This is a genomic window from Nonomuraea sp. NPDC003727, assembly GCF_053586935.1.
This window is the reverse complement of record NZ_JBSFNE010000006.1, coordinates 425,572-449,023: the sequence shown is the minus strand read 5'-3', so window position 1 is coordinate 449,023 and position 23,452 is coordinate 425,572. Positions and strand designations below refer to the sequence as shown.

Here is a 23,452-nt window from a genome sequence, read left to right as displayed (position 1 = left end):
CCTCACCGCGGGCGGCTTCCTTCCCCCACCGTGTCCTCGCCGCGGGCGTGTTGTCCGCCCTCCCGTACGGCAAGCCGGGTCAAGGCCACCGCAGGCGCGTGGCCGGGGCCCGTCCATCACGCCACTCCAGCGGGACTCCGGCCGGCCGCCGTCACGTCGCCCGCGATGCCCGCTGTCCGTCTCCCAGGCCGGCCACGTGCGCTCGGTGACGCGTATTCCTGGAAAGAGGCCGGCCACGTGCGGAGGGTGGCGCCTGGCCCGGCTTGCCGTACGGGCCGGGTGGATGTCTGGAAGCGAAGCGCGCCGGGCACCCGCTCGGCACTCACGCACGCGCGCGGAGGGACGCGCCCGCGATCGACGGGTCAGCGCTCACGAGGAGGAAGGGGAGCGCGGTGCGGGCGGTCGGATGGGGGCGACCGGTGGAGAAGGGGGCGCGGGTCAGTCGGATTCGGTGAGGCCGATGGAGAAGGCGGCGTCGAGGTCGTGCTTGGAGTAGGTGCGGAACGCGATGTGCGTCGAGGTGTCGAGCACGCCGGGCACCTTGTTCAGCCGCCCGGGGATGACCTCGGCGATCTCCTCGTAGGCGGCGACGCGCACGATGGCCAGCAGGTCGTATTCGCCGGTGATCGAGTAGACCTCGCTGACGCCGTCGATCTCGGCGATCGTCTGCGCGATCTCCGGGATCCGGTCGACCTCGGCGTTGATGTGAACGATTGCCGTGACCATGCACCAACTGTATCGGGTCACCGCAACGGTCGTCCCTCGCGGCGACTGCGGTGGTCGAGGCGCTGGTAGGCCAGGTCGATGCGGGCCTTGTGGCGGGCGGCGCCGTGGGCGGGCAGCGCCCATTCGCCGTCGACCTCGACCAGGCGCACTCCCGGCGACTCCAGCCAGCGCAGGATGCACTCGGTCTCCTCGGCGCTGGCGGCGTGGATGGGGCCGGGGCCGGGGATGACGACCTCCGCGGTGGCGACGAGCTTCTCGACGAAGGGCGTGGGGTGGGCGCCGCGCGGCATGTGGGCGGCGGCGGTGAGCCTGCCGTAGCGGATGACGTGGATGTCCCAGCCGCCGTCGAAGGCGGGGCTGGCCGCGACCATCTGCGGGATGCGGGTCAGGGAGGTGAGGCGCTGCATCCTGGCCGCGGTGCGGACGTAGGAGGCGAGCCGGTCGCGGTCGACGGAGGCCTCCTCGTAGCGTTGCTCGACCGACAGGCGCTCCATACGGGCCTCGAGCGCGGTGAAGACGAGGGAGACGTCGGTGGCCATGGCCCTGCGGGCGCTGGCGACGTGGACGGCGTAGTCGGCGGGCGTCTCCAGCCCCTCGCACGGGGCGCCGCACCGGCCCATCTCGTGCAGCACGCACGCGGGCCGCCGGGTCCTGAGGGTGAGGCGCTCGGTGCACTGGCGCAGCGGCACGGCGTCGTGGAGCGCGGTGCGGGCGTCGTCGGCGGCCTTGGCGCTGGTGAAGGGGCCGAGATAGGCGGCGCCGTCGTCCTTGAGTTCGCGCACGATCGACAGGCGGGGGAAGGGCTCGTCGGTCAGCTTGAGCCAGACCACCTTCTCGGGAAAGCGTGACCTGCGGTTGTAGCGGGGTTTGGCGCCGCCGATCAGGCGCAGCTCCCTGACCTCGGCCTCCAGCGGGGTGGCGCAGACGATGTGGCGGACCTGCTCGGCGATGCCGATCATCTCGCGGATGCGGGGCCTGGTCTCGCTGGCGGTGAAGTAGGAGCGGACGCGGTTGCGCAGGTTGGTGGACTTGCCGATGTAGAGGACCTCGCCGCGGGCGTCCTCGAACAGGTAGACGCCGGGGGCGTGGGGCACGGTCTCGGCCAGGTGGCGCTTGCGCTGCTGCTCGGGCGTGGGGGCGCGGACGAACGACTTGAGCTCTTCGAGCGTGTGGACCTGGAAGGACCCGGCACGGGCGATCAGGCCGTGGAGCACGTCGACGGTCGCCCTGGCGTCCTGCAGGGCGCGGTGGCAGGGCTCGACGGGGCTGTGGAAGAACCTGGCGAGCGTGGAGAGCTTCGCGTTGGGGATCTCGTCGCGGGTCAGCACCCTGCGCGCCAGGTCGACGGTGTCGACGACCGGATTGGCGGGCGGCGGGTAGCCCTGCGCGGCGCAGGCGGCCTTGATGAAGCCGGTGTCGAAGGCGGCGTTGTGGGCGACCAGCGTGGCGCCGGAGATGAACTCCAGGAAGCTGGGCAGCACCGACTCGATGAGCGGGGCGGCCATCACCATCGCGTCGGTGATGCCGGTCAGCACGGAGATGAACGGCGGGATGGGACCGCCGGGGTCGACGAGCGTGGCGAACTCGCCGAGCACCTCGCCCGCGCGCACCTTGACCGCGCCGATCTCGGTGATCGCGTGCTCCTGCGCCGAGCCGCCGGTCGTCTCCAGGTCGAAGACCACGAAGGTGACCTCGCTCAGCGGGGTGCCGAGCTCGTCGAGAGTGCCTTGAACCGCGTCCACGTTCCAAGACCATAGAGAGGCGGACCGACAGTTATCGGGGCGACCCGGCGATCGACGGATTGATCTGCGCGCCCGGGTTCGCGGTGGGCGACGATCCGGGCGGACCTCATCATGGGAGATTATTCGTTACTCTCCCCTGTATGTCCGGGGGACGACTCGCCGGCCGCTACACCCTGATCAGGCCGCTGGGCAGCGGCGGGATGGGCAAGGTCTGGCTGGCCAGAGACGAGATGCTCGACCGCGAGGTGGCGGTCAAGGAGCTCACCCTGCCCGAAGGGCTCGACGAGCAGGGCAGGGCCGAGGCCGTGGCCAGGGCCGCACGCGAGGCGCAGGCCACCGCCCAGCTGCGGCACCCCGGCGTGGTCGCGCTCCACGACGTCCTGGTCGAGTACGGCAGGCCGTGGCTGATCATGGAGTTGTTGCGCGGCCGCACGCTCGGCGACGCGATCGCCCAGGAGGGCCCGATGCCGCCCGCGACGGTCGCCAGGATCGGCGCGGACGTGCTGGAGGCGCTGACCGCCGCCCACTCGCGCGGCCTGCAGCACCGCGACGTCAAGCCGGGCAACGTCTTCCTCACAGACAGCGGCCGGGTCGTGCTGACCGACTTCGGCATCGCCAGGCAGGAGGGCCAGGCGACGCTGACCCAGGCCGGCCTGATGATCGGCTCGCCCGGGTTCATCGCGCCCGAACGCCTGGAAGGCGAGCCGGGCGGACCGGCGAGCGACCTGTGGTCCCTGGGCGCCACGCTGTTCGCCGCGGCCGAGGGTGTCTCCGCCTACGAGGGCACGGCGATGGAGCGGATCAGGGCGACGCTGACCGCGCCGCCGCGCCCGCCGTACCTGGCCGGGCCGCTGGCGCCCGTGCTGACCGCGATGATGGCCAGGCACCCGGCGGCGCGGCCCGATCCGTGGAGCACCGTCCACGCGCTGCGCCAGATCGCCTCGGGGCAGGAGGCTCCGTCGCTGACGCGCCAGGACCTGACCGTCCCCGGAAGGCTCGGCCGGCCGCGCCGCGGACGCCTGCGGTGGCTCCTGCCTGCGGGCGCCGTGGTGGTCGCGGGCGCGGTGGCCGCCGTCCTGTTCCTGTGGAAGGGCGGCGCCACGGCCACGCCCACCGCGTTCACACTGCCCGTGGACCTGTGCGGGCTGCTCACCCCGTCCCAGGTCGGCGAGGCGCTGGGCACCGGCCAGCCGCCCAAGGGCACGCAGAACGTGGCGGAGGGCGACGACAGCCTCGGCGTCGCCTGCGACTGGACCGTCAACGGCAGGGGCGTGTCGCTGACCGCGCAGCGCGACTCCGACACCCCGCAGCCCTGGGCGATGACCGCCGAGTCCGCCCACCGGCTGATGGAGAGCCAGCGGGTGTGGATCGGCAAGTACAAGGAACTGCAGTGGTCGTGGAAGGAGATCGGCGCCAAGGGGCCGTTCACCGCGCAGATCGGCAAGGCGCAGCCGCTGCAGGGCGTGGGCGAGGAGGCCTACACCTACGAGCTGAGCGCCCACGGCAGGGTCCACACGGCCGTCGTCATGTACCGCGTGGCCAACCTGGTCATGCAGGTGGAGTACACGACGCTGGCCAGCAGGCCCACCGACGAGCAGGTCAGGGAGAGCGCGCTGACCATCGCCCGGCACACCGAGCAGGCGCTGCGGAGCGGGGGCTAGCGACGTGCACTACCTGCTCTCGGGCCGGTACCGGCTGACCGAACGGCTCGGCGAGGGTGGCGCGGGCACGGTGTGGCGCGCCCTCGACGAACGGCTCGGCCGCGAGGTGGCCGTCAAGCAGGTCCGCATCCCGCAGCAGCTCGACGCGGCGGGCCGGGCGGCCTTCGTCGAGCAGGCCATCCACGAGGCCAGGTCGGCGGGCCGGCTGCGTGACCCCTCGATCGTCATGGTCCACGACGTGGTGCTCGACCAGGACCTGCCGTGGATCGTCATGGACCTGGCGACGGGGCGCTCCCTCGACAAGATCATCAAGGAGACCGGGCCGCTGCCTCCGCACATCGTGTCGCGCATCGGCCTGCAGATGCTGTCGGCGCTGGAGGTGGCCCACGCGCACGGCATCCTCCACCAGGACGTCAAGCCGGCCAACATCCTGCTGGACGCCGACGGCACCGCGATGCTCACCGACTTCGGCGTGGCCGCGCCCGTGGGCGGCGTCGGCGGTGGCGGGTCGCCCGGATACATGGCGCCCGAACGGCTCAACGGCCTGCCCGCGGGCCCGGCCTCCGACCTGTTCTCGCTGGGCGCGAGCCTCTACACCGCGGTCGAGGGGAAGCCGCCCTTCCACCGGGAGATGCAGGCCGCGGTGGCCGCCGCAGTCCTGCTGCACGACCCGCCGCCGCCCGAGCGGGCGGGCCGCGACCTGGGCAGGCTGATCCTCGACCTGCTGGCCAAGCAGCCCGAACGGCGCCCGCACGCGCGTGAGGTCCGGGAGCGGCTGACGAGCTCGGCGCACACCGCCCCGGTCGCCTACCGGCCGCGCCGCCGGTGGAAGCTGCCCGCGGCGCTGGCGGTCGCCGGGGCCGCCGCCGTGGGCGGGCTGGTCTACGCCCTCGCCGTCGCCGGGCCCGGGCAGGCCGGACAGGGCAGGTTCGCCGGCGTGCCCGACGCCTGCGCGCTGCTCAGCGACGCCCAGGCCCGCGCCCTGCTGGGCGGCGAGATGCGCAGGGACGCGCCGATGCCCGGCGGCTGCAGGTGGAAGGTGTGGCGAGGATCCGGCGAGGAGCGCTCGATCAGCCTGCGGCTGACCGCGCACCGGCCGCAGGACGGCCACGACGGGCCGGGGGTGGCGGCGCTGGTGTTCGACGCCGACCGTGGGGCCGCCGCCGCGTCCGACGGCACGTCGTTCCGGAAGACCACCTACAAGATCAGGGACGTCCAGGGGGTGGGGGAGGCGGCCTTCGCCCAGGACAGCTTCCAGACCCACCAGGTGGGGCAAGGCCGTACCGGCCAGGTGTGGTACCGCGTGGCCCTGCGCGACAGCAACCTCACCGCGGAGGTCGTCTACCACATCCAGGACGCGAGGCAGGCCGACGCGGCTGGCCAGCGGGTGGCCGAGACGGCCGCGCGGCAGGTCACATCCTCGCTTCGAGGCTGACAGGTGCGAGTCAACCGCCATCAGGACGGCTAGCATCCATGCCCATGTCTTGGAATCAGGACGATCCCCCGCCTACCAACCCGTACCGCGCACCGGACTGGCAGTTCCAGCAGGTGCCGACGATGCCGACGCAGCCACCGTCCCCGCCGCCGAAGCGACGGGGATGGGTGCTGCCGGTGGTGGCGGGAGGGGCCGCGGTCGTGCTGATCGCCGGCGGCGCGGGCGCCTTCCTCCTGTACGGCAGGCCCACCGCCGCCGACGAGCCCGCCAAGCCCACACCGGTCTCCCCTTCGGCCGGCGTCACGGCATCGGCCACGGGGTCGGCCACCGCGCCCGCCGCCGCGCCGACGCTCGACGCCTGCGCCATGCTTCCCCCCGCCGAGGCCGAGCGCCTGGTGCCCGGCGCGACGGTGGACAAGCGCTCCAGGGACTCCGACTACGCCGTCGTCTCCTCCTGCGACTGGACCAACCGCCGCATCTCCTACGGCGAGTTCTGGCGCAGCCGCGAGATCAGGATCAACGTCTCCCAGTACCGGCCCGACGGGCCCAAGACGGGCAGGGCGGAGGCGCAGCAGGCGCACGAGGCCGAGCGCGGCTTCTTCTCCTACAAGGCGACCAGCAAGGACAAGGACGCGAAGCCGGGGGAGAAGAACTACTACTCGCCCCTCAAGGAGTACGCGGGGGTGGGAGACGGCGCCTTCGGCCAGTACACCTGGCGGCGCGACAAGCTGCTGTGGTACTCGTTCGGCGAGGGCCGCGTCCGGGTCGACGACCTCGTCATCGAGGTGCACTACCAGGCCAGCCAGCAGCGCAAGGAGGCCAAGCTGCTGACCAACGAGAGCGTCCAGTCGGTCAGCGAGGAGAACGCCCTGCGCGAGGTCGGCGTCCTGCTGACCCACCTGGCCAAGGCGGCGGCCGAGTGGAAGAAGGCCCATCCGGCCGTCCTGGCCACGGTCGCGCCCAGCGCGTCGCCGTCCCCTTCGCCCGCCCCGACCCCGTCGTCGACGCCCACCGTGCTGGCCCAGATGCCCGAGGCGTGCAAGCGGATGGCGCCCGCGATGATCAAGCTGGTGCCCGGCGCGACCGAGCGGGCCAGGGGCAACGACGCCGTCGGCGTGAAGGAGACCGAGTGCCGCTGGCTCAACCTGAAGGCCCCCGCCGGCCAGGGCCGGCGCGGGATCCGCAGCGCGCTCGTCACGGTCCAGGTGTTCAGCAACCGGGCGGGCGCCGGAGATCCGACCGCCGCGTTGAGCGCCTACTCCACCGAGCTGTCCGGCGCCGTGGGCATGGCGGAGAGCTCGCTGGGCGGCTTCACCTGGGGCAAGGTCGACAAGCCGCAGGGGCTCGGTGACGCCGCCTTCGTCCAGTACCGGGTCGACAGGAAGAACGCCGTCTTCAACGGCGCCGCCGACGTCGTGGTCAGGAAGGGCTTCACCGTCATCCAGGCCTCCTTCTCGGGGGCCGAGATGGGTGCCGACGAGCCGACCAACTCGCCGAAGGTCGAGGTGCTGGGCGAGAAGGAGGCCCGGGCGGCGGCCATGACGGTGGCGAAGGAGATGCTGGCCGCCCTGGCCCAGGCGACCCCGCAGAAGGACTGACGCGCCCGCCCCGCGCGACGGGACCGTCTGCGCGGGGCGGCGGGGCGGCGGGGCGTCTGCGCGGCGCGCCGTCCCGTCTGCGCGGGGCGGCGGTTTGTCGGCGTAGGGCGGCGGCCCGTCTGTGCGGCGCGGCGGTCAGGTCCTGGGCCGGACGGGCGGTCAGGTCCTGGGCCGGGCGGGGCGCGGGACCCGGGCCAGGAACGGCTCCAGCAGTCCCGGTACGGCACGCGCCGCCAGGTCGAGCCCCTCGGTGACGCCCACGTCCAGCACGTCGTAGTGGCCGTCGCCCGCCGCGGTCGTGGCCGACACGGTGATGAGGCCCAGCCGGCGCTGGAAGACCGACTGGCGGATCCGCCAGCCCACGATGCCGCCGGTGTCGAGCGCCACCGTGGTACGGCCCGCCGAGCCGGCCCGGGTCAGCAGGTGGCCGCCGGCCAGCCGGTGCCCGAGCCCTCGGTAGGCGTCGGCGGCCAGGGCCAGTCCGGCGGGAAGGGCGAGGACGGGCAGCGCCCAGGCGACCGGCGGGATCCACCCGGTCAGCCACTCGGTGACGCCCATGGCGGCGGCAAGCACGGCGACCGCGCCGAAGGCCTGGCGCGTGCGACGGCTCCTGGCCGCCTTCGGGTGCGGCTCCAGCTCGCCCCATGCCACGGCCGCCCGCGCGTCCACCGGAGCCGTAACGATGGATCCGGTAGGTCCACCGGCGGCCCCGGCGAGCCCGTGGGCGTCCGGCGCGCCGGCAAGGGTGTGTCCGCCGTCGGGCCCATGGGTGTTCGGAGTTCTGGAAACGGTGTGTCGGCCCGCGGCAGCGTGGTGGTCCGCTGTGCCGGGGAATCCGCGGGTGGCGGGTGCGTCCTGGACGGCGGGGCCGGGCGGGGTGGCGGCCGGTGAGGCGTGCAGGACGTGGGAGGCGACGCGGAAGGCCTCGGCCCGCGGGACCGGCGGGGTCAGCGCGGAGACCTCCTCGCTCTCCTGGCCTTCCGCCTTGCGCAGCCCCACCGCCACCGCCCTGACCTTGGCACCCCCGCCCAGCCTCAGCAGCAGCGGTTCGGCCACCGCCACCCCGCGCAGCCTGCGTGTCTCCATGGTGAGCGACCGTGTGGTGAGCAGCCCCCTGCGCACCCGCAGCGTCCGGGCCTCCTGCTCGAGCCGGTAGTTGCCCCACGACTCGGCGAACAGCCCCAGCGCGCCGGCCAGCCCGACCAGCAGGCTGCCTGCCGCCACGATCGGCACCGCGATCCACGGGTTGCCGGTCAGCCACTCCCACGCCGCCGTGGCCGCCGCGGTGCTGAACAGGTCGATGCCGACCACGTCGAGCATCTTCTTCAGCGCGCCGGCCGCGATCGCGCCGCCGACGAACACCCAGATCGACAGCGGCGCGTAGCGGATCCAGCCCCACCGCAGAGCGGCGACGACCCGCACGCTCTCCTCGTGTCCAGCGTGCCCGGGGTGCCCGGAGTGCCCGAAGTGACCGGGGTGTCCGGGCTCGGTGTGCTCACGATGGCCGGGCCCGGCGTGCCCGAAGCGCTCTGGGTGCCCGGGGTGACCGGCGCTCGGTGAGGCCGGTGCGGCCGCACCCGCCCCCGTCAGGAGGGTACGGCGCAGCGCCTCGGCCTCGGCGGTGGCGATCGCGTTGAGGGTGAGCTCGGTGTGCTCGCCGGTGGTGTGCTCGCCCGTGCCGATCTTGACGACGGCCAGGCCGAGCGCCCGCCGTACGACGTCGGCCTTGACGTCGACGCTGCGCACCCGGTCGCGCGGGATCGACCGGTGCTGGCGGACCAGCACGCCCGCCCGCAGCTCGAGCCGGTCGCGGGTGAGCCTGAACCGGGTGGTGCGCAGCCGGGCGACGCCGTAGGCGTAGGCGGCGGCCACCACCAGCGCCACCACGCCGGCGGCGCCCGCGACGACCAGCTCGCGCGGCTGGTCCGCGCCGGTCAGGAGGCGCGTCACGCCGAAGGCGGCGGGCGCGGCGACGGTCAGCGACACGGCCGCCGTGGCCAGCGGGATCCTGCGGTGCAGCGCGCTCCACGCCACGTCGTCCTGGTGCTGCTGCCGCGCGGTCACGTGGCGTCCCCCTTCGTCGCCTGCGTCACGGCGGTGAGCCTGGCGGCGAGCTCGGCGGCCAGCTCGTGGTCGAGCCCCTCGATCGTGATCGCCCCCGCCGCCGACGCGGTCGTCACCGTGACGTCGGCCAGCCCGAACATCCGCTGCACCGGGCCGCGCGCGGTGTCCACGGTCTGGATGCGCGACATCGGCGCCACCCTCCAGGTGTGGGTGATCCAGCCGGAGCGGACGTAGACCGCCTCGTCGGTGATCTCCCACCGCTGGACCCGGTAGTAGGCGCGCGGCACGGTCGCGGCCGACAGCAGGCAGGCCAGCGCGACGGCCACGGCCAGCCCGCCGAGTACGGCCGGCCGCGGCGTGAGGAACCAGTAGGCCGCCAGGACGGCCGCCGCCAGGGGGACGGCCAGCAGGAAGGCCTGGACGGTCCACCAGGCGACCGTGCGCGGGTCGGCCAGGTTGCGAGGAGGGCGCAGGGTGAGCTCGGTCACGGGTCAGCCGGTCCTCTTCATCGAGTCGGCGGTGGCCAGCAGCGCGAAGCCGAGGATGCCGAGCCCGATGCCGGCGAAGACCTCGTAGCCGTCGAGGAACGGCAGGCGGTTGACGATCAGGAAGTCGTGCGCCCAGCCCCACCAGCCGAGGACGGTGTTGACCACGCCGCCGACGCCCTGGATGAGGAGCACGGCGCCGGCCACGTCGAGGATTGCCTTCATGCAGCCAAGCCTCGGGTTCGGGCGGCGGCCGCTGCGTCGGCCACAGGTTGAGACCGGTATCGACTTTGGTCGCTGTCGCCCCGCCGAATGGTGGCCCTACGGTGGGGGACCATGAAGGTGGAGTACCGGTGGCTGCTGCCCTCGGTCCTGCTCGGCGATCCGGAGGAGGGGCGGCCGGTGCGCCGCTCGACCCGCGACTGGATCGTGGACATCCTGGTCTTCCTGGTCGCCTGCGGGCTGGCGGTGCTGTCGCTGCCCGACCTGGACGGCCTGGCCAGGCCGTTGCGGGTCAGTGAGCAGGTGCTGGGCGCGCTGGCGTGCGCGTCGGTGTGGCTGCGCCGTCGCTGGCCGGTCACCCTGGCGGTCGTGACGACGCTGCTGTCGGCCACCTTCGTCATGGTGGGCGGCGCCTCGGCCGTGGCGCTGTTCACGGTGGCCGTGCACCGCCCCTTCAAGATCTCCGGCATCGTGCTCGCGCTCAACCTGGTCAGCGTCTTCCCGCTGGCGCTGTGGCGCCCCGACGAGCTCGGTCCCGCGTGGATGATGGGCGTCGGGGTGCTGCTCGTGTTCGCGGTGTTCGGCTGGGGCATGGTCGTCAGGTCCAGGCGCCAGCTGGTCCACACCCTCAGGGAGCAGGCGCAGGTGGCCGGCCGGGAGGCCAGGCGGCTCGAACGCGAGCGCATCGCCCGGGAGATGCACGACGTGCTCGCCCACCGCATCTCCATCCTCAGCCTGCACGCGGGTGCCCTGGAGTTCCGGCCTGACGCGCCGCCCGAGCAGATCTCCAAGGCGGCAGGGGCGATCAGGGAGAGCGCCCACCAGGCGCTGCAGGACCTGCGTGAGGTCATCGGCGTGCTCCGCCAGCCGGGCGACGAGGCCGACGGCCGTCCCGAGCGCCCGCAGCCCACGCTGGACGACCTGCGCGGGCTGGTCGAGGAGTCGCGCGCGGCGGGCATGGAGGTGGCGCTCCGGCTGGAGGCGGTCGGCCACGCGCCGGAGAGTCTCGGCCGCAACGCCTACCGGATCGTCCAGGAGGCGCTCACCAACGCGCGCAAGCACGCCCCCGGCGCGCCCGTCCGGGTGGTGGTGACGGGCGGCCCTGGCGAGGGGCTGACCATCGCGGTCCGCAACAAGACCAGCTGGCCGTCCAGCATCCCCGGCACCGGCACGGGGCTGATCGGGCTGGCCGAGCGGGCGGAGCTGGCCGGTGGCCGGCTGGCCCACCGGCGCGCCGCCGAGGGGGATTTCGTTCTGGAAGCATGGCTGCCGTGGGAGAAATGAAGATCCGGGTGCTGATCGTCGACGACGACGCGCTGGTCCGAGCGGGGCTGTCGATGATCCTCGGCGGCACCGGCGACATCGAGGTGGTGGGCGAGGCCGCCGACGGCGACCAGGTGCCGAGGCTGGTCGCCGAGCACCGGCCCGACGTGGTGCTCATGGACATCCGCATGCCGCGCGTCGACGGGCTGTCCGCGACCGAGGCGCTGCGCGGCACGGCGAGCCCGCCGGAGGTGGTCGTGCTCACCACCTTCCACGCCGACGCGCAGGTGCTCAGGGCGCTGCGGGCGGGGGCGGCCGGGTTCCTGCTGAAGGACATCCCGCCGGCCGACCTGGTCGCCGCCATCCGCCGGGTGGCCGCGGGGGAGCCGATCCTGTCGCCCGCCGTCACCAGGCAGCTCATCTCCCACGTGGCCGACGGCGGCGCGGGCACCCGCAGGGACCGGGCGCGGGCGATGCTCGACAGGCTGAGCGAGCGCGAGCGCGAGGTGGCGGTCTCGGTGGGGCGGGGGCGGTCCAACGCCGAGATCGGCGGCGAGCTCTACATGAGCGTCGCGACCGTCAAGGCCCATGTCTCGCGCATCCTCACCAAGCTGGCGCTCAACAACAGGGTGCAGATCGCGCTGCTGGTCCACGACGCGGAGTCATGACAGCATCCGCTCCAGCCGGGCGCGGTGCAGCACCATGTCGTCGGGGTCGTCGGGAGCGGGCTGCTCGCCGAAGTGGATCCGGCGCTGCCAGACGCGGGCCATGACGATGCCGTGCCGCAGCGCCGCGTACACCTCGTAGAAGTCCATGTCCCTGGGCGTGTGGCCGGACAGGTCGCGGTAGGTGGCGCAGACGTCGGCGCGGCGCATGAAGCCGGGCAGGCCGGGCAGCTCGAAGACCTCGGCCAGGTCCTGGAAGAACCGGTGCAGGAAGATCATCCAGGCCAGGTCGAGCTCGCGCGGCCCCACCGCCGCCATCTCCCAGTCGAGCACCGCCACGGGGGTGAAGTCGCGGTACATCACGTTGCCGATCCTGGCGTCTCCCCAGGTCAGCACGTCGGGGCCGGGCTCGGCGGGCCAGTGGTCCTCCAGCCAGTCGAAGGCCCGTTCCAGCAGCGGGATGCGCGAGGGCCCGCGCATCCACTCGTAGTAGGCGCGCTGCGCGTCGACGTGTGCCCGCAGCCCGCGCCGGCCGAGCGGAGCCAGTTCGGCGTCGCTGAAGCGGGTGCCGTGCAGCCGGGCGGCCACGGCGACCGTGGCGTCCTGCAGCCGCCGCCGGTCGTCGGGCGCCGCCTCCAGCAGCCAGCCCTCGAAGGTGTACGGCGGGACGTCGGGCGGCACCTCGCCCTCCTCCCGCTCCATCACGAAGAACGGCGTGCCGAGCGGTCCGGCCGACGGCTCGAACCGCAGCGCCCTCGGCGCGAGCACCCCGGCCCGTTCCCTGGCCAGCCGCATCACCTCGAACTGCGTGCCGAGGTCGTAGGTAGGGAAGACCGGCACCGCCTCCCGCGCGGGCGCCAGCCGGGCCACGCACCTGGTCGTGCCCGCGGTGAAGAACAGCGTCTCGCTGGACATCCCGTTGGCCGAGGGTCGCGAGAGCTGCGAGACCTCCTGCCCGAGCCAGGCGCTCAGCCGCTCGCGCAGCTCGTCGAGGTCCCTGGTGGAGGTGCGCATCTGCTCGGTCACGACCCTGTCGTACCTCTCCAACCAAGCGCTTGTCCATATACGAGTCACGACACGGACATGTGTGTGACACCCTTACCCTTGGTGAGTAGGACAATCGCGAAGGGTCAGTCGAGAGGCAGTGGGATGAGCTCAGCCGGTGATGGCCTGTCTCGTCCGCTTCCCGAGCAGGTGAGGCTCAACGTGGTGGACCTGGCGGCCCAGCTGCTCGGCGCCATGCCGCCCACGTCCGTGCCGGCGCCGCTGCGCGGCATCGCGAAGTTCGACCCCCGTAAACGCGCCAAGCTGGGCGGCGCGCCCATCGCCGCCCAGCTGGAGAACGACAAGACCTTCCGCGAGGCCGTCGCCGAGTCGATCGAGAAGGGCTGGCCCGAGCTGGTCGCCTCGCTGGCCGAGGGGCACGTGCCGCCCGCCGCCGACCCCGTGCTGGTCGCGGCCGCTGCGTACCTGACCAGGCCGCCCGGCTGGGCGGACATGGTGGAGATGGCCAGGGCCGACCTGGAGCAGTCGGCTGTCGCCGCCGAGGGATCGGCGCAGGAGGCGACCGTCACCCGGCTGCGCGAGCAGCTGGCCACCCAGAAGACCGCCGCCAAGGAGGAGTCCGAACGGCTGCGCGAGCAGCTCAAGGCGGCCAGGGCCGAGAACTCCGACCTGCGCCGCAAGCTCCACGACGCCAGGGAGCGGCTCAAGACCGCCGAGCAGCGGGCCGCCGAGCTGGCCCAGACCGCCGAGGATGCCAGGGTGGCGGCGTCCACGGCCGGCAGCGCGGGGGAGGCCGAGCTCCGGCGGACGCGCGAGCGCCTGGTCGACGTCGAGCGGCAGCTCGAGGCCTCGCGCAGGGCGGCCCGTGAGGGCCGCAGCATCGAGGACACCAGGATCAGGGTGCTGCTGGACGCGCTCCAGGACGCCTCCGCCGGGCTGCGCAGGGAGCTCGCCCTGCCCACGACGATCAGCAGGCCCGCCGACTCGGTCGCGGCCGTCGCCCCCGGCGCGCCCACCGTGCGGGGAGTGCCCGCCAGGGCGCTGGCCGACGACGATCCGCAGCTGCTCGACCAGTTGCTCGCGCTGCCCCAGGTGCACCTGATCATCGACGGCTACAACGTCACCAAGACCGGGTACGGCACGCTCACCCTCGCCGACCAGCGCAACCGGCTGATGACGGGCCTCGGCGGCCTGGTCGCGCAGACCAGGGTCGAGGTCACGGTCGTCTTCGACGGCGCGGAGCTCAACGCGCCCGTGCAGGTCGTCGCGCCGCGCGGGGTCCGGGTGATGTTCAGCGCGCCCGGCGAGATCGCCGACGATCTGATCCGCCAGCTGGTGCGGGCCGAACCGCAGGGCAGGGCGATCGCGGTGGTCTCCTCCGACCGCGAGGTGGCCGAGTCGGTGCGCAGGATGGGGGCGCGCCCCGTGCAGTCGGCGCTGCTCCTGCGCCGTCTTGGCCGAGCCTAGGTCACAAATTGGGTGACTTTTTGAGCTGCTAGGCACCGCTTCTGTACTATTTCGCCCCAGGCGTGATCACTGGGAGGCGTGTCGTCGTGAGGTTTGGCCGGGTGCCGGTGGCTGTGGGTCTCGCGCTCGGAGCGCTTTTCCTGCCCTTGGACGGCGCGCTCGCCGATCCCCGCCCCTCGATCCCTCAGGCCAAGGCCAAGCTCGAGAAGCTCAACGACAAGGCCGACAAGGTCGTCGACAGGTACAACACGGCCACCGAGAAGTACAAGAAGGCCAAGAAGACCTACGACGGGCTCAACACCAGGTACAAGAGCAAGCTGGCCAGGGTGGCGGGCCTGCGTGCCGAGGTCGTCGGCATGGCGGTCAACGCCTACCAGGGCGTCGACGCCACCACCTGGTCCTCGCTGATGGGTGACGCCGACCCCACGGCGACCCTCGGCAGCATGGCGCTGATGGGCCAGATGACGGCCGAGCGGGCGCAGACCCTCGCCGCCTTCGACGAGGAGAACCGGCAGCTCAAGGCCGACAAGGAGGAGGCGCAGGGCGCGCTCACCGAGGCCGACAAGCTGCGCGACGACGTCAAGTCGGAGCGGGACAAGATCCTCGAGCTGGTCGAGCAGCAGAAGAAGCTGCTGCGCAGGCTCGGCGCCTACCGGGTGGGCAACCCCAACAGCACCGGCCTCAAGTACACCGGCTCGGCCTCCGGCAACGCCGCCGCCGTGCTGAGCTTCGCCTACGCGCAGATCGGCAAGCCGTACCAGTACGGCGGGACGGGCCCGGGCGGCTGGGACTGCTCGGGACTGACCCAGGCCTCGTGGCGGGCCGCCGGCGTGTCGCTGCCGCGCACCACCTGGGAGCAGTGGGCCTGGGGTGCCAAGCGCAGGGTCTCTCTCGACAAGCTGCAGCCCGGCGACCTCATCTTCAGCTCAGGGCTCGGGCACGTGAGCATCTACGCCGGCGGCGGCAAGATCGTGCACGCCCCCCAGACGGGTGACGTGGTGAAGGTCGCCAGCCTGTCCTCCTACGGCGGGCGGCTGGTCGGCGCCATCCGGCCGTAGGTCTCGCTCAGCTCGCGCAGCACCCGCAGGTAGGCGCTCACCGCGGGCGGGCGGCCCGGCGCCGGCAGGACGGCGGCGCTGATCCGCCTGGCGGGCAGTCGCGGCGCGGGCTCGACCAGCCGGATGCCGGAGCGCACGGCCATGCCCGCGATCGACGGGTGGAGCATCACGCCCACGCCCGCCGCCACCAGGCCCTGGCGGCCGTTCCAGTCGTCGCACAGGTGGGCGATCCTCGGCGCGCGTCCCATCGCGGCCCGCAGCTGCGCGACGGGGGCCAGGCCGTCGGGGTGCGTGCCGTCGATCCAGGGCTCGGCGGCGAGGTCGGCCAGCCGTACCCGCTCTCCGGCCGCCAGCGGATGCCCGGCCGGCAGGGCGACCAGCAGCTCGTCGTCGAACAGGTCGAGCACTTCCAGCCCCGGGTCGGGGACGGGATCCCACGAGGTCAGCAGGGCGACGTCGGTGGCGCCCTCCGCCAGGCCGGCGGTGACGGGGCACGCGACGTCAGGGCCGCCGACCTTGAGGGAGAGCTCGACGCCGGGGTGGTCGGCGGCGAAGCGGCGGAAGCTCTCGGGCACGAACCTGGTGGCCGCGCTCGGGAAGGCGGTGACCCTGACCCGGCCGGTGTCGGCCGTGGCGAAGGCGCGCAGCCTGGTCTCGAACAGGCTCATGCCGTCGAGCACGGCCATGGCCTGCTCGATCGCCGCCCGGCCCGCCTCCGTCGGCTGGACGCCCCTCGGGCGGCGGTGGAAGAGCGTGACGCCGGTGTGGCGTTCGAGCATGGCGATCTGCCGCGAGACGGCCGGCTGGGTCATGGAGAGCACCTCGGCCGCTCCGGAGAACGAGCCGCGCCGTCCGACCTCCACCAGGACGCGTAGCGACCACCCATCAAGCATGCGCCGAGTGTATGTCGCAGGGATTAAGCCTTAATTCTCCTTATACCGGGAGTGTGAGGAAAGTAACGGATGCGATCTGACAGGTCGCCACAGAAGCAACTGTGAGCAGGGTCACATCCGGATAACGAAACCCGGTGTAGAGCAGCGACTCCTCTTCTGACAAGAACCAGTCGGTGATCTTGACAGCTTTGCCCGGCCTTTGCCTGGCCTTGGGGTGCCGGGTACGTTCTCGCATCGCGGCGACCAAGCCATGGCGCCGGAACCGCTCACCGGCCCCGCAACGGCCGGTGCACGCATAAAGATCCGCTGGTCGCCGCGCCGTAACCCCAGACAGGCGTGCGCGGGTCGACCCGCCGAGTCCGTGCGGCATGGAGCACGGAGCCGGGGACCCACGTTCCTGGGGTGAATCCGGCCTGCGGGCCGGAAGGGCGACTTCCCCGCCCGAACCCGTCAGCTAACCCGGTAGGCATTGGTGGAAGTCCCAAGGAGACATTCTGTCTACCCCCTCTAGCACAACCCGTCTGTCCTGTCTTGCCCTCAGCGGCGTCGTGGTGGCGATGGGAGGGATCGTCCTCCACGCACCCGCGGCGCAGGCGACAGTGACCCCGGCGACAGCGGCCCCCGCGACCACCACCCTGGTGACCCCGGTGACCACCACCCTGGCGACGACGACGACCGTGAAGACGGCGCCGGCCGTACAGGCGGGCGCGGCGTCGACGGCCGCGGCGACACGGCAGGCCAAGGCGGCTCGACAGCGGCTGAAGGCGGCCAAGGCCGTCGCCACCGCCAAGAAGCAGATCGGCGACCCCTACCGCTTCGGCGGCACAGGACCCGGCGCCTTCGACTGCTCGGGACTGGTCCAGTACTCCTGGGCCAAGGCCGGCATCAAGATCCCCCGCGTCACGTACAGCCAGTACGCGCGCATCAAGAAGAAGGTCAGGTGGAGCGATCTCAAGCCTGGTGACCTGATGTTCTTCCGCGGGAAGGGCCACGTCGGCATGTACGTCGGCAAGGGCCGGATGGTCCACTCGCCGAGCACGGGCAAGACCGTGCGGATCGAGAAGCTCGGCGGCTGGCGCAAGGCGTCCTTCGCCGGCGCGGTCCGCCCCGGCGCGTAACCCCCGGCCGCCGGACGCCCGAAACTCCGGCGCGTAGCCCCCGGCCGCCGGACAGGCCTAAGCCCCGTCCATCCCCCTCGGACGGGGCTTCGGCCTGTCCGGGCTAGCATCACAGCCGTGGTGACCCGCAGAACCCTGCTGGCGGCCGCGCTGGCCGGACCGGCGATCTGCACGGTGGCCGGGTCCGCGGGACGCCGCCTGCCGCCCGAGGCCCGCGCGCTCGGCGAATCAGGCGTCGTCGTCGCCTACGGCGCGCGCTCGCTCGTCGTCGGGCACCACACCGCCGCCGCCCTCCTGCGCGACCTGGCCACGCGGGCCGACGTGGCGGCCCTCACCGTCTCGGCGGTCCTGCGGCGCGCCGTACGGCCACGGGTCGTGGTGCCCAGGACCACCGCGGAGGCGGCCGCCCTCGCGGGCACGGGCCCCGTCGTGGGGCTGGCCGCGCTGGCCTCGGCGGGACAGGTGATCGTCCTGCCCGGCGCCTTCGCGCGCCTCACACCCGTGGGCCGCGACGTCGTCCTCACCCACGAGCTGACCCACGTGGCCGCCGGAACGGAAGGGCGGCCCGTGTGGCTGCGGGAAGGGTTCGCCGACTACGTCGGCTACCTGCGCTCGGGACTCGCGACGCGGGTGGCGGCCGCGGAACTGGCGGCCGAGGCGCGCGCGGGACGGCTGCCCGGCGCGCTGCCCGCCGACGCCGCCTTCGCGCCGGGCACGCCCCGGCTCGCGCAGGTCTACCAGGAGTCATGGCTGGCCTGCCGCCTGATCGCCGCCAGGTACGGCGAGCGGGCGCTGGCCGACCTCTACCAGCGGGCCGCCGGAATGCGGCTCGGCCAGGCGCTCGAGCCGCTGGGCCTGTCGGTCCGCGCGCTCGTCGCGCACTGGCGGGAGTATGTCCGCAACGAGCTGACAGGCGCGGAGGGAGACGGATGAGGCGGCTGGACCGGCAGGCGGGCATCGCGTTGACGGTGCTCGGGGTGGCCATCCTGGTGGTCGTGGTGCTCACCACGCCGTGGGACGTCATGGCGGGGGCGCCCACGGTGCCGCCCGACCCCGCACAGGACTTCACCTCCGCCCAGATCGCCCGCTCCCGCGCCTTCGACGCGGCCACGAGCGTGCCCTCCTACCTGTCGCTCGGCCTGACCGTCGTGTTCGCCGGCCTGCTCGTGGCCACCCCCCTCGGCGCGCGGCTGCTGCGCGGGCTGAGGGGACCGTGGTGGCTGCGGGTCGTCCTCGGCGTCGTCGTGCTGACCGCCGTCGTCGAGGTGCTGCGCTGGCCGCTGGGCATGTGGTTCGAGACCGAGCTGCGCGCCTTCGGGCTGTCCACCCAGAACTGGTGGAGCTGGACGGGCGACCGGCTCAAGTCCATCGGCGTGCGCGTCGCGCTGCTGTCGGTCATGGTGCTCGCGATCGTCGGCCTGGCCAGGCGCTTCAGGCGGTGGTGGGTGCCCGTGGCGGCCGGCGCGTTCGTGCTGACGGTGGGCGCCTCCTTCGTCTACCCCGTCGTGTTCGAGCCGATCTTCAACGACTTCGCCCCGATGCCCGCGGGAGAGCTGCGTACCGACCTGCTCGATCTGGCCAGGCGGGCCGACGTGCCGGTCGAGGACGTGCTCGTCGCCGACGCCTCCCGCCGGACCACCGCGCTCAACGCCTACGTCTCCGGGTTCGGCGCCACGCGCAGGATCGTCGTCTACGACACGCTGCTGAAGGCGCCGGACAAGGAGGTGGAGCTGATCATCGCGCACGAGCTCGGGCACGCCACGTACGACGACGTGCTCCACGGCACGCTCGTGGGCGGGCTCGGCGCGGCCTTCGGGGCGGTGCTGCTGTTCTGCGTGGCCCCGCTGTGGCGCCGGCCGTTGTCGGACCCGCTGGCGGTCGGGGCCGTCATGGGGTTCCTGTCGCTGGTGACGGTGTTGTCGGGGCCCGCGCAGAACCTCGTCAGCCGTCACGTCGAGGCGAGGGCCGACCTGCACGCGCTGGACCTGACCCGGGACCCGGGGACGTTCATCGCGATGCAAAAACGGCTTGCTGTTACCAACATTTCGGACTTGTCGCCTGATGCTGTGGAATATGTGCTCTATGCCTCGCATCCGACCGCGCCGCAGCGCATCTCCATGGCCCGCTCATGGGAGCTCATGAACGCCCCGTGAGCAGGGCGCTTCCCATGACCTCCGCCCCTGCCGCGCCCCGGCCCCGCCCCGCCTCCCGGCGGACGCGCCGTGCCGGCCGGCCGGATGTGGGCGGGGTGGCGGCGTGACCAGGGTGCTCATCGTCACCAACGACTTCCCGCCCAGGCCGGGCGGTATCCAGTCGTTCGTCCACGGGCTGGCCCTGCGCACCCCCTCCGTGATCGTCCACGCCTCGCGGTGGCGCGGCTGGGAGGAGTTCGACGGGCGCCAGCCGTACCCGGTCGTCCGGCATCCCACCTCCCTCATGCTGCCCACGGCCGCGGTGGCGCGCGCGGCGGCCAGGCTGGTGACCGCGCACGGCGTCGACACCGTCGTCTTCGGCGCGGCCGCCCCGCTCGGCCTCCTCGCCCCCCGCCTGCGCGCCGCGGGGGCGCGCAGGATCGTCATGCTCACCCACGGGCACGAGTCCTCGCCGCTGTTCCGCCCCCTCATGCGGCGGATCGGCGCCCACGCGGACGTGGTCACCTACCTCGGGTCCTACACCCACGCCCGGCTCGTCGGGGTGGTGCCCGCCGCCAAGCTCGTCCGGCTCACGCCGGGCGTCGACCCGGCGCTCTTCCACCCGTCGGTGGAGGCGGCGGCGCTGCGCCGGTCACTCGGGCTCGACGGCAGGCCCGTCGCGGTCTGCGTGTCCAGGCTCGTGCCGCGCAAGGGACAGGACACGCTGATCACGGCATGGCCGCTGGTGCTGCGGGCGGTCCCGTCGGCGGTGCTGCTCGTCGTGGGCGGCGGGCCGTACCACCGGCGGCTGGCCCGCATGGCGGCACCCCTCGGCGGGTCCGTACGGTTCACCGGCGTCGTGCCCCCCGCCGAGCTGCCCTCGTACTACGCGGTGGGCGACGTGTTCGCCATGCCGTGCAGGACCCGGCTGGGCGGGATCGACGTCGAGGGGCTGGGGATCGTGTTCCTCGAGGCGTCGGCGACCGGCCTGCCGGTGGTGGCGGGCGCCTCCGGCGGAGCCCCCGACGCCGTACGGCACGGCGAGACGGGGTTGGTGGTGGACGGCAGGTCGGTGGAGGAGGTGGCGGGCGCGCTGATCGACCTGCTGGGCGATCCCGGAAGGGCGCGCAAGATGGGGGAGCGGGGCAGGGAGTGGGTGTCGGGCGAGTGGGACTGGGAGCACGTCGCCGCCCGTTTCCACACCCTCCTGTGACACGGGCCTGTGACGTGTGCCCGGGCGGGGGTCAGGCCGAGGGGGCGGGATGGACGCCGGTCTGGCGGGACGGGTCGATGGAGTCGGCCAGGCGGTGCAGGCCGAGCGCGAGCGTGTGACGCAGCCCGCCGTCCCGGCCGGCCCGCCACGGTCGTAAGGCGGCCAGGCGCTCCGCCGCGGCGACGCGGTCCCGGTGCGCCGACCGGGTGTACAGGTAGCTCAGCTGGTCGTTCATCGCGCGTCCTCCGTTTCGGTGTCGCGGTCCGGGTGTGCTGATCGGTCGATCCGGTCGTTCATCGAGCGTCCTCCGTTTTCACTGCCACTGGCCGGTCGATCCGGTCGTTCATCGTGCGCCCGCGGCCCTGACGATCGCGATGTCGCCGCTCAGCGTGCGTGCCCGCACCTCGACCTTGTCGACGCCCTCGGCGGGTTCCTCCGACTGCCGCAGCTCGGACCGGACGCGCCCGGACAGCGACGACACCTCGAGCCAGGCGGCCGACCCCTCGGCGATCGCGATCCTGATGTCTCCCGAGGCGCTCTCGGCGCCGACCCTGCCGCGCGCGACGCTCTCCACGACCAGGTCACCGGAGGCCGAGCGGCTGCCGACGCCGCCGCCCGCATGGCCGATGACGGTGTCGCCGGAGGCGGTGACGACGGAGATCCCGCCGCCGACCGTGCCGAGCCGCACGTTGCCTGAGGTGGCATCGACGATCGCGTCGCTTTCGATGACGTCACATCTGACGTCGCCGGAGGCGCTTTTGACGCCGAGTTCGACCGCGTGCGCCACCGTGACGTCACCCGAGGCGCAGTCGACAGCCACTTCCCGCAGTTCGCCCGTGGCGATGACGTCGGCGGAGGCGGTCGTGGCGCGCAGGTTGGAGCGTGAGGGCAGCGCGATGGAGACGTGGAGTGCGGGCGCCCTCCTGAACCGCTGCCGGTCGGGGGCCTTGACGGTGATCACCCCGTCGGCGTGCTCGACGACGACGTCCTGCGCGTACTCGATGTCGGTGGGGCTGCCGGGGTCGGCCGGCCGTACCTCGACGTGGGTGTCGTCGCGGTCGCTCGCGCTGATCCTGATCTGGCCGGCCGGGATGTCGACGTGGGCGGTGACGGGCTCGGGTGTGGAGAAGACGGGCATGACGGAACTCCAAACGTGTGAGAGAAGGACGGCGGTCAGCTCACCCAGCCGCTGATGCGGCGGCCGATCGTGGGGGGCGGCGTGCCGGGCGCGGGCTCGGCGACGGCGCCGGACAGCGCCCTGACCAGCCAGGCGTTGACCGAGACGCCCGAGGCGGCGGCGGCCCGTTCGATGCGGGCCTTCAGCGCCTCCGGCAGCCGGAGCGTCATCCGGGCGGTGCCCTGGTCGGCCTCGCCGGGCGGCGTCGGCGGCTCGGGGGCCTCCGGCGGGAACCCCGGAGCGGCCGGGAAGGGCGGCAGCGGGGCAGCCCCCGGGGCGGGCGGGAAGGGCGGCTGCGGAGCGGCGGGCGTGCCCGCGTGCCAGGCGGGCGGCACGGTGACCACGAACTCGGGCTGCCTGCCGCGGATGCGCACGTCGACGACGCCGGGCTCGATCTCCCGCGTCAGCTCGTCGGCGGCCTCGGAGAGCACCTCGATGAGCGTGAGCCGCAGAGAAGAGTCGAGCAGCCCGGTGAGCCGGTCGGCCATCGCCCGCGCCTCTGGCCCTGCGGCGTCGGCCGCGTCGCCGAACTCGCGGCGCAGGTTCTCGATGTAGTGCGTCAGATCCATGACGTCATCATGGCATCACCATGACGTCAACACAAGAGGGGGTGACGTCAGTGGGCGCGGCCGTCCTCGTCGAGGTAGTCGCGCCACGACCGCTTCGGCCTCCAGCCGAGCATCCTGACCGCCTTCTCGCACGAGATCGCCGAGGCGTCCACGCGGTCGTGCGGGCGCACCTCGACCGCGTCGCCGTACAGCCGGGCGGCCAGCGCGCGCAGGTCGTGGCCGCCGGCGTTGTCGGGGGAGGCGATGTAGAAGATCTCGTGCCCCGGCAGCGAGCACTCCACGGCCAGCACGATCGCGTCGGCCAGGTCGTGGACGTCGACGTAGCCGCCCAGGCTGACGCCGGCCGCCGCGGCGTCCCTGACGACGGGGCCGAGGTTGCGCTCGTAGTTCCCCTCGTGCTGCACCCAGCTCGGCCTGATCGAGACGCAGCGCAGGTCGCAGCGGCGCACCGCGGCGTCCATGAGCTGCTCGCCGAAGTGCTTGGCGAGCGCGTAGGGGTCCTGCGGGCGGGCGGGATGCTCCTCGTCGACGGGGACGTAGTCGGGCAGGAAGGGCCGGTCGGGGAAGAAGAAGCCCGGCACGGTCTCGCTGGAGATGTTCACGAACCGTCCGGCGCCGCAGGCGATCGCCGCCTCCAGCACGTTGAACAGCGCCATGAGGTTGTTGTGGAAGACCACGTGCGGCGGGTTGGACAGCGGATCGGGGATGGCGGCGGCGTGCACGACCGCCTCGACGCCCCTGACGGCGGCGAACGCCTGGCCGGCGTCGGTGAGGTCGGCCTGCTGGTAGGCGGGCGCGCCGGGCTCGGCGCGCTCGTGGACGGGACGGGTGAGGTCGATCGCCGTCACCTCGTGTCCGGCCGCCTGGAGGGCGCGTACGGTGGCGCGCCCCACCTTGCCGTGGGCTCCTGTGACTGCGACGCGCACGTGGTTCCTTTCGTACGGCCCGGCCGGGCGGGC

General features: G+C 73.2%; 22 protein-coding genes and 1 riboswitch. Of the genes, 11 read left to right on the top strand and 11 right to left on the bottom strand.

The window, feature by feature from the left end; translation table 11 throughout:
- Positions 1-438: 438 nt before the first annotated feature.
- Both ACWDLG_RS18500 and ACWDLG_RS18495 read right to left on the bottom strand, forming a co-directional pair.
- Positions 439-726 carry an Lrp/AsnC family transcriptional regulator gene (locus ACWDLG_RS18500; protein WP_354919433.1) on the bottom strand — a complete coding sequence of 96 codons (288 nt, stop codon included), beginning with the start codon at positions 724-726 and terminating at the stop codon, positions 439-441.
- A 17-nt stretch (positions 727-743) separates the two neighbouring features.
- A complete protein-coding gene (locus ACWDLG_RS18495; protein ID WP_449921345.1) occupies positions 744-2,468 on the bottom strand; it encodes a DEDD exonuclease domain-containing protein in 1,725 nt (574 codons plus the stop codon).
- A gap of 140 nt (positions 2,469-2,608) precedes the next feature.
- Here ACWDLG_RS18495 and ACWDLG_RS18490 point away from each other — a divergent pair, with 140 nt between their 5' ends.
- From ACWDLG_RS18490 to ACWDLG_RS18480, 3 genes are read left to right on the top strand one after another with little or no spacing between them, the layout of a single operon-like run.
- Positions 2,609-4,129 carry a serine/threonine-protein kinase gene (locus ACWDLG_RS18490; protein WP_449921342.1) on the top strand — a complete coding sequence of 507 codons (1,521 nt, stop codon included), beginning with the start codon at positions 2,609-2,611 and terminating at the stop codon, positions 4,127-4,129.
- Between the two features lie 4 nt (positions 4,130-4,133).
- The gene (locus ACWDLG_RS18485) at positions 4,134-5,564 is read left to right on the top strand and encodes a serine/threonine-protein kinase (protein ID WP_449921340.1); all 1,431 of its coding nucleotides are present in this window, start codon (positions 4,134-4,136) and stop codon (positions 5,562-5,564) included.
- Positions 5,565-5,608: 44 nt separating this feature from the next.
- The gene (locus ACWDLG_RS18480; protein WP_449921338.1) at positions 5,609-7,162 is read left to right on the top strand and encodes a hypothetical protein; all 1,554 of its coding nucleotides are present in this window, start codon (positions 5,609-5,611) and stop codon (positions 7,160-7,162) included.
- Between the two features lie 159 nt (positions 7,163-7,321).
- Here the strand turns inward: ACWDLG_RS18480 and ACWDLG_RS18475 are convergent, their stop codons facing one another.
- The 3 genes from ACWDLG_RS18475 to ACWDLG_RS18465 are packed head-to-tail and all read right to left on the bottom strand — an operon-like array spanning position 7,322 to position 9,936.
- Positions 7,322-9,226: a PH domain-containing protein gene (locus tag ACWDLG_RS18475; protein ID WP_449921335.1), complete on the bottom strand. Its 1,905-nt coding sequence runs from the start codon at positions 9,224-9,226 to the stop codon at positions 7,322-7,324.
- On the bottom strand, positions 9,223-9,714 hold the full coding sequence (locus ACWDLG_RS18470; protein WP_449921333.1) for a PH domain-containing protein: 492 nt from the start codon (positions 9,712-9,714) through the stop codon (positions 9,223-9,225). Before ACWDLG_RS18470 ends, ACWDLG_RS18475 begins: the two co-directional genes overlap by 4 nt.
- A 3-nt stretch (positions 9,715-9,717) precedes the next feature.
- Positions 9,718-9,936: a hypothetical protein gene (locus ACWDLG_RS18465; RefSeq protein WP_354919413.1), complete on the bottom strand. Its 219-nt coding sequence runs from the start codon at positions 9,934-9,936 to the stop codon at positions 9,718-9,720.
- 111 nt (positions 9,937-10,047) lie between these two features.
- On the opposite strand from ACWDLG_RS18465, the gene ACWDLG_RS18460 reads away from it, so the two are divergent.
- Positions 10,048-11,217, top strand: a complete 1,170-nt coding sequence (locus ACWDLG_RS18460) for a sensor histidine kinase (protein ID WP_449921330.1) — start codon at positions 10,048-10,050, stop codon at positions 11,215-11,217.
- On the top strand, positions 11,214-11,864 hold the full coding sequence (locus tag ACWDLG_RS18455; protein WP_449921454.1) for a response regulator transcription factor: 651 nt from the start codon (positions 11,214-11,216) through the stop codon (positions 11,862-11,864). The genes ACWDLG_RS18460 and ACWDLG_RS18455 overlap by 4 nt, the downstream gene beginning before the upstream one ends.
- Here ACWDLG_RS18455 and ACWDLG_RS18450 read toward each other — a convergent pair.
- On the bottom strand, positions 11,859-12,887 hold the full coding sequence (locus tag ACWDLG_RS18450; RefSeq protein ID WP_449921328.1) for a phosphotransferase family protein: 1,029 nt from the start codon (positions 12,885-12,887) through the stop codon (positions 11,859-11,861). The genes ACWDLG_RS18455 and ACWDLG_RS18450 overlap by 6 nt on opposite strands.
- A gap of 168 nt (positions 12,888-13,055) precedes the next feature.
- Here ACWDLG_RS18450 and ACWDLG_RS18445 point away from each other — a divergent pair, with 168 nt between their 5' ends.
- On the top strand, positions 13,056-14,333 hold the full coding sequence (locus ACWDLG_RS18445) for an NYN domain-containing protein (protein WP_354919404.1): 1,278 nt from the start codon (positions 13,056-13,058) through the stop codon (positions 14,331-14,333).
- 101 nt (positions 14,334-14,434) lie between these two features.
- Positions 14,435-15,391 carry an NlpC/P60 family protein gene (locus ACWDLG_RS18440; protein WP_449921326.1) on the top strand — a complete coding sequence of 319 codons (957 nt, stop codon included), beginning with the start codon at positions 14,435-14,437 and terminating at the stop codon, positions 15,389-15,391.
- Here the strand turns inward: ACWDLG_RS18440 and ACWDLG_RS18435 are convergent.
- Positions 15,355-16,284: a LysR family transcriptional regulator gene (locus tag ACWDLG_RS18435; protein WP_449921324.1), complete on the bottom strand. Its 930-nt coding sequence runs from the start codon at positions 16,282-16,284 to the stop codon at positions 15,355-15,357. The genes ACWDLG_RS18440 and ACWDLG_RS18435 overlap by 37 nt on opposite strands.
- A gap of 341 nt (positions 16,285-16,625) precedes the next feature.
- Positions 16,626-16,768: riboswitch (cyclic di-AMP (ydaO/yuaA leader) on the top strand.
- A gap of 73 nt (positions 16,769-16,841) precedes the next feature.
- Between ACWDLG_RS18435 and ACWDLG_RS18430 the strand changes: the two genes are divergently transcribed.
- The 4 genes from ACWDLG_RS18430 (at position 16,842) to ACWDLG_RS18415 (ending at position 20,747) form a co-directional block, all read left to right on the top strand.
- The gene (locus ACWDLG_RS18430) at positions 16,842-17,402 is read left to right on the top strand and encodes a C40 family peptidase (RefSeq protein ID WP_449921322.1); all 561 of its coding nucleotides are present in this window, start codon (positions 16,842-16,844) and stop codon (positions 17,400-17,402) included.
- A gap of 117 nt (positions 17,403-17,519) precedes the next feature.
- Positions 17,520-18,335, top strand: a complete 816-nt coding sequence (locus tag ACWDLG_RS18425; RefSeq protein ID WP_449921321.1) for a hypothetical protein — start codon at positions 17,520-17,522, stop codon at positions 18,333-18,335.
- Positions 18,332-19,555: a M48 family metallopeptidase gene (locus ACWDLG_RS18420; RefSeq protein ID WP_449921318.1), complete on the top strand. Its 1,224-nt coding sequence runs from the start codon at positions 18,332-18,334 to the stop codon at positions 19,553-19,555. The genes ACWDLG_RS18425 and ACWDLG_RS18420 overlap by 4 nt, the downstream gene beginning before the upstream one ends.
- Positions 19,556-19,658: 103 nt before the next feature.
- The gene (locus ACWDLG_RS18415; RefSeq protein WP_354919388.1) at positions 19,659-20,747 is read left to right on the top strand and encodes a glycosyltransferase family 4 protein; all 1,089 of its coding nucleotides are present in this window, start codon (positions 19,659-19,661) and stop codon (positions 20,745-20,747) included.
- 31 nt (positions 20,748-20,778) lie between these two features.
- Here ACWDLG_RS18415 and ACWDLG_RS18410 read toward each other — a convergent pair whose 3' ends face one another.
- The 4 genes from ACWDLG_RS18410 to ACWDLG_RS18395 form a co-directional block, all read right to left on the bottom strand.
- On the bottom strand, positions 20,779-20,982 hold the full coding sequence (locus tag ACWDLG_RS18410; RefSeq protein WP_449921316.1) for a hypothetical protein: 204 nt from the start codon (positions 20,980-20,982) through the stop codon (positions 20,779-20,781).
- A gap of 108 nt (positions 20,983-21,090) precedes the next feature.
- A complete protein-coding gene (locus ACWDLG_RS18405; protein ID WP_449921314.1) occupies positions 21,091-21,885 on the bottom strand; it encodes a DUF4097 family beta strand repeat-containing protein in 795 nt (264 codons plus the stop codon).
- 35 nt (positions 21,886-21,920) lie between these two features.
- Entirely contained in the window at positions 21,921-22,493 is a 573-nt protein-coding gene (locus ACWDLG_RS18400) for a toxin-antitoxin system HicB family antitoxin (protein ID WP_449921312.1), read from the bottom strand.
- Between the two features lie 47 nt (positions 22,494-22,540).
- Positions 22,541-23,419 (bottom strand): NAD-dependent epimerase/dehydratase family protein, encoded by an 879-nt coding sequence (locus ACWDLG_RS18395; protein WP_449921311.1) that lies wholly within the window; start codon positions 23,417-23,419, stop codon positions 22,541-22,543.
- Positions 23,420-23,452 lie beyond the last annotated feature (33 nt).

Bases quoted from the DNA above. Each gene is read 5' to 3' on its own strand.
- ACWDLG_RS18410 (WP_449921316.1), bottom strand. From the start codon at position 20,982: ATGAACGACCAGCTGAGCTACCTGTACACCCGGTCGGCGCACCGGGAC.
- ACWDLG_RS18460 (WP_449921330.1), top strand. From the start codon at position 10,048: ATGAAGGTGGAGTACCGGTGGCTGCTGCCCTCGGTCCTGCTCGGCGAT.
- ACWDLG_RS18435 (WP_449921324.1), bottom strand. From the start codon at position 16,284: ATGCTTGATGGGTGGTCGCTACGCGTCCTGGTGGAGGTCGGACGGCGC.
- ACWDLG_RS18430 (WP_449921322.1), top strand. From the start codon at position 16,842: ATGGGAGGGATCGTCCTCCACGCACCCGCGGCGCAGGCGACAGTGACC.
- ACWDLG_RS18500 (WP_354919433.1), bottom strand. From the start codon at position 726: ATGGTCACGGCAATCGTTCACATCAACGCCGAGGTCGACCGGATCCCG.
- ACWDLG_RS18480 (WP_449921338.1), top strand. From the start codon at position 5,609: ATGTCTTGGAATCAGGACGATCCCCCGCCTACCAACCCGTACCGCGCA.
- ACWDLG_RS18420 (WP_449921318.1), top strand. From the start codon at position 18,332: ATGAGGCGGCTGGACCGGCAGGCGGGCATCGCGTTGACGGTGCTCGGG.
- ACWDLG_RS18465 (WP_354919413.1), bottom strand. From the start codon at position 9,936: ATGAAGGCAATCCTCGACGTGGCCGGCGCCGTGCTCCTCATCCAGGGC.
- ACWDLG_RS18490 (WP_449921342.1), top strand. From the start codon at position 2,609: ATGTCCGGGGGACGACTCGCCGGCCGCTACACCCTGATCAGGCCGCTG.
- ACWDLG_RS18405 (WP_449921314.1), bottom strand. From the start codon at position 21,885: ATGCCCGTCTTCTCCACACCCGAGCCCGTCACCGCCCACGTCGACATC.
- ACWDLG_RS18455 (WP_449921454.1), top strand. From the start codon at position 11,214: ATGAAGATCCGGGTGCTGATCGTCGACGACGACGCGCTGGTCCGAGCG.
- ACWDLG_RS18400 (WP_449921312.1), bottom strand. From the start codon at position 22,493: ATGGATCTGACGCACTACATCGAGAACCTGCGCCGCGAGTTCGGCGAC.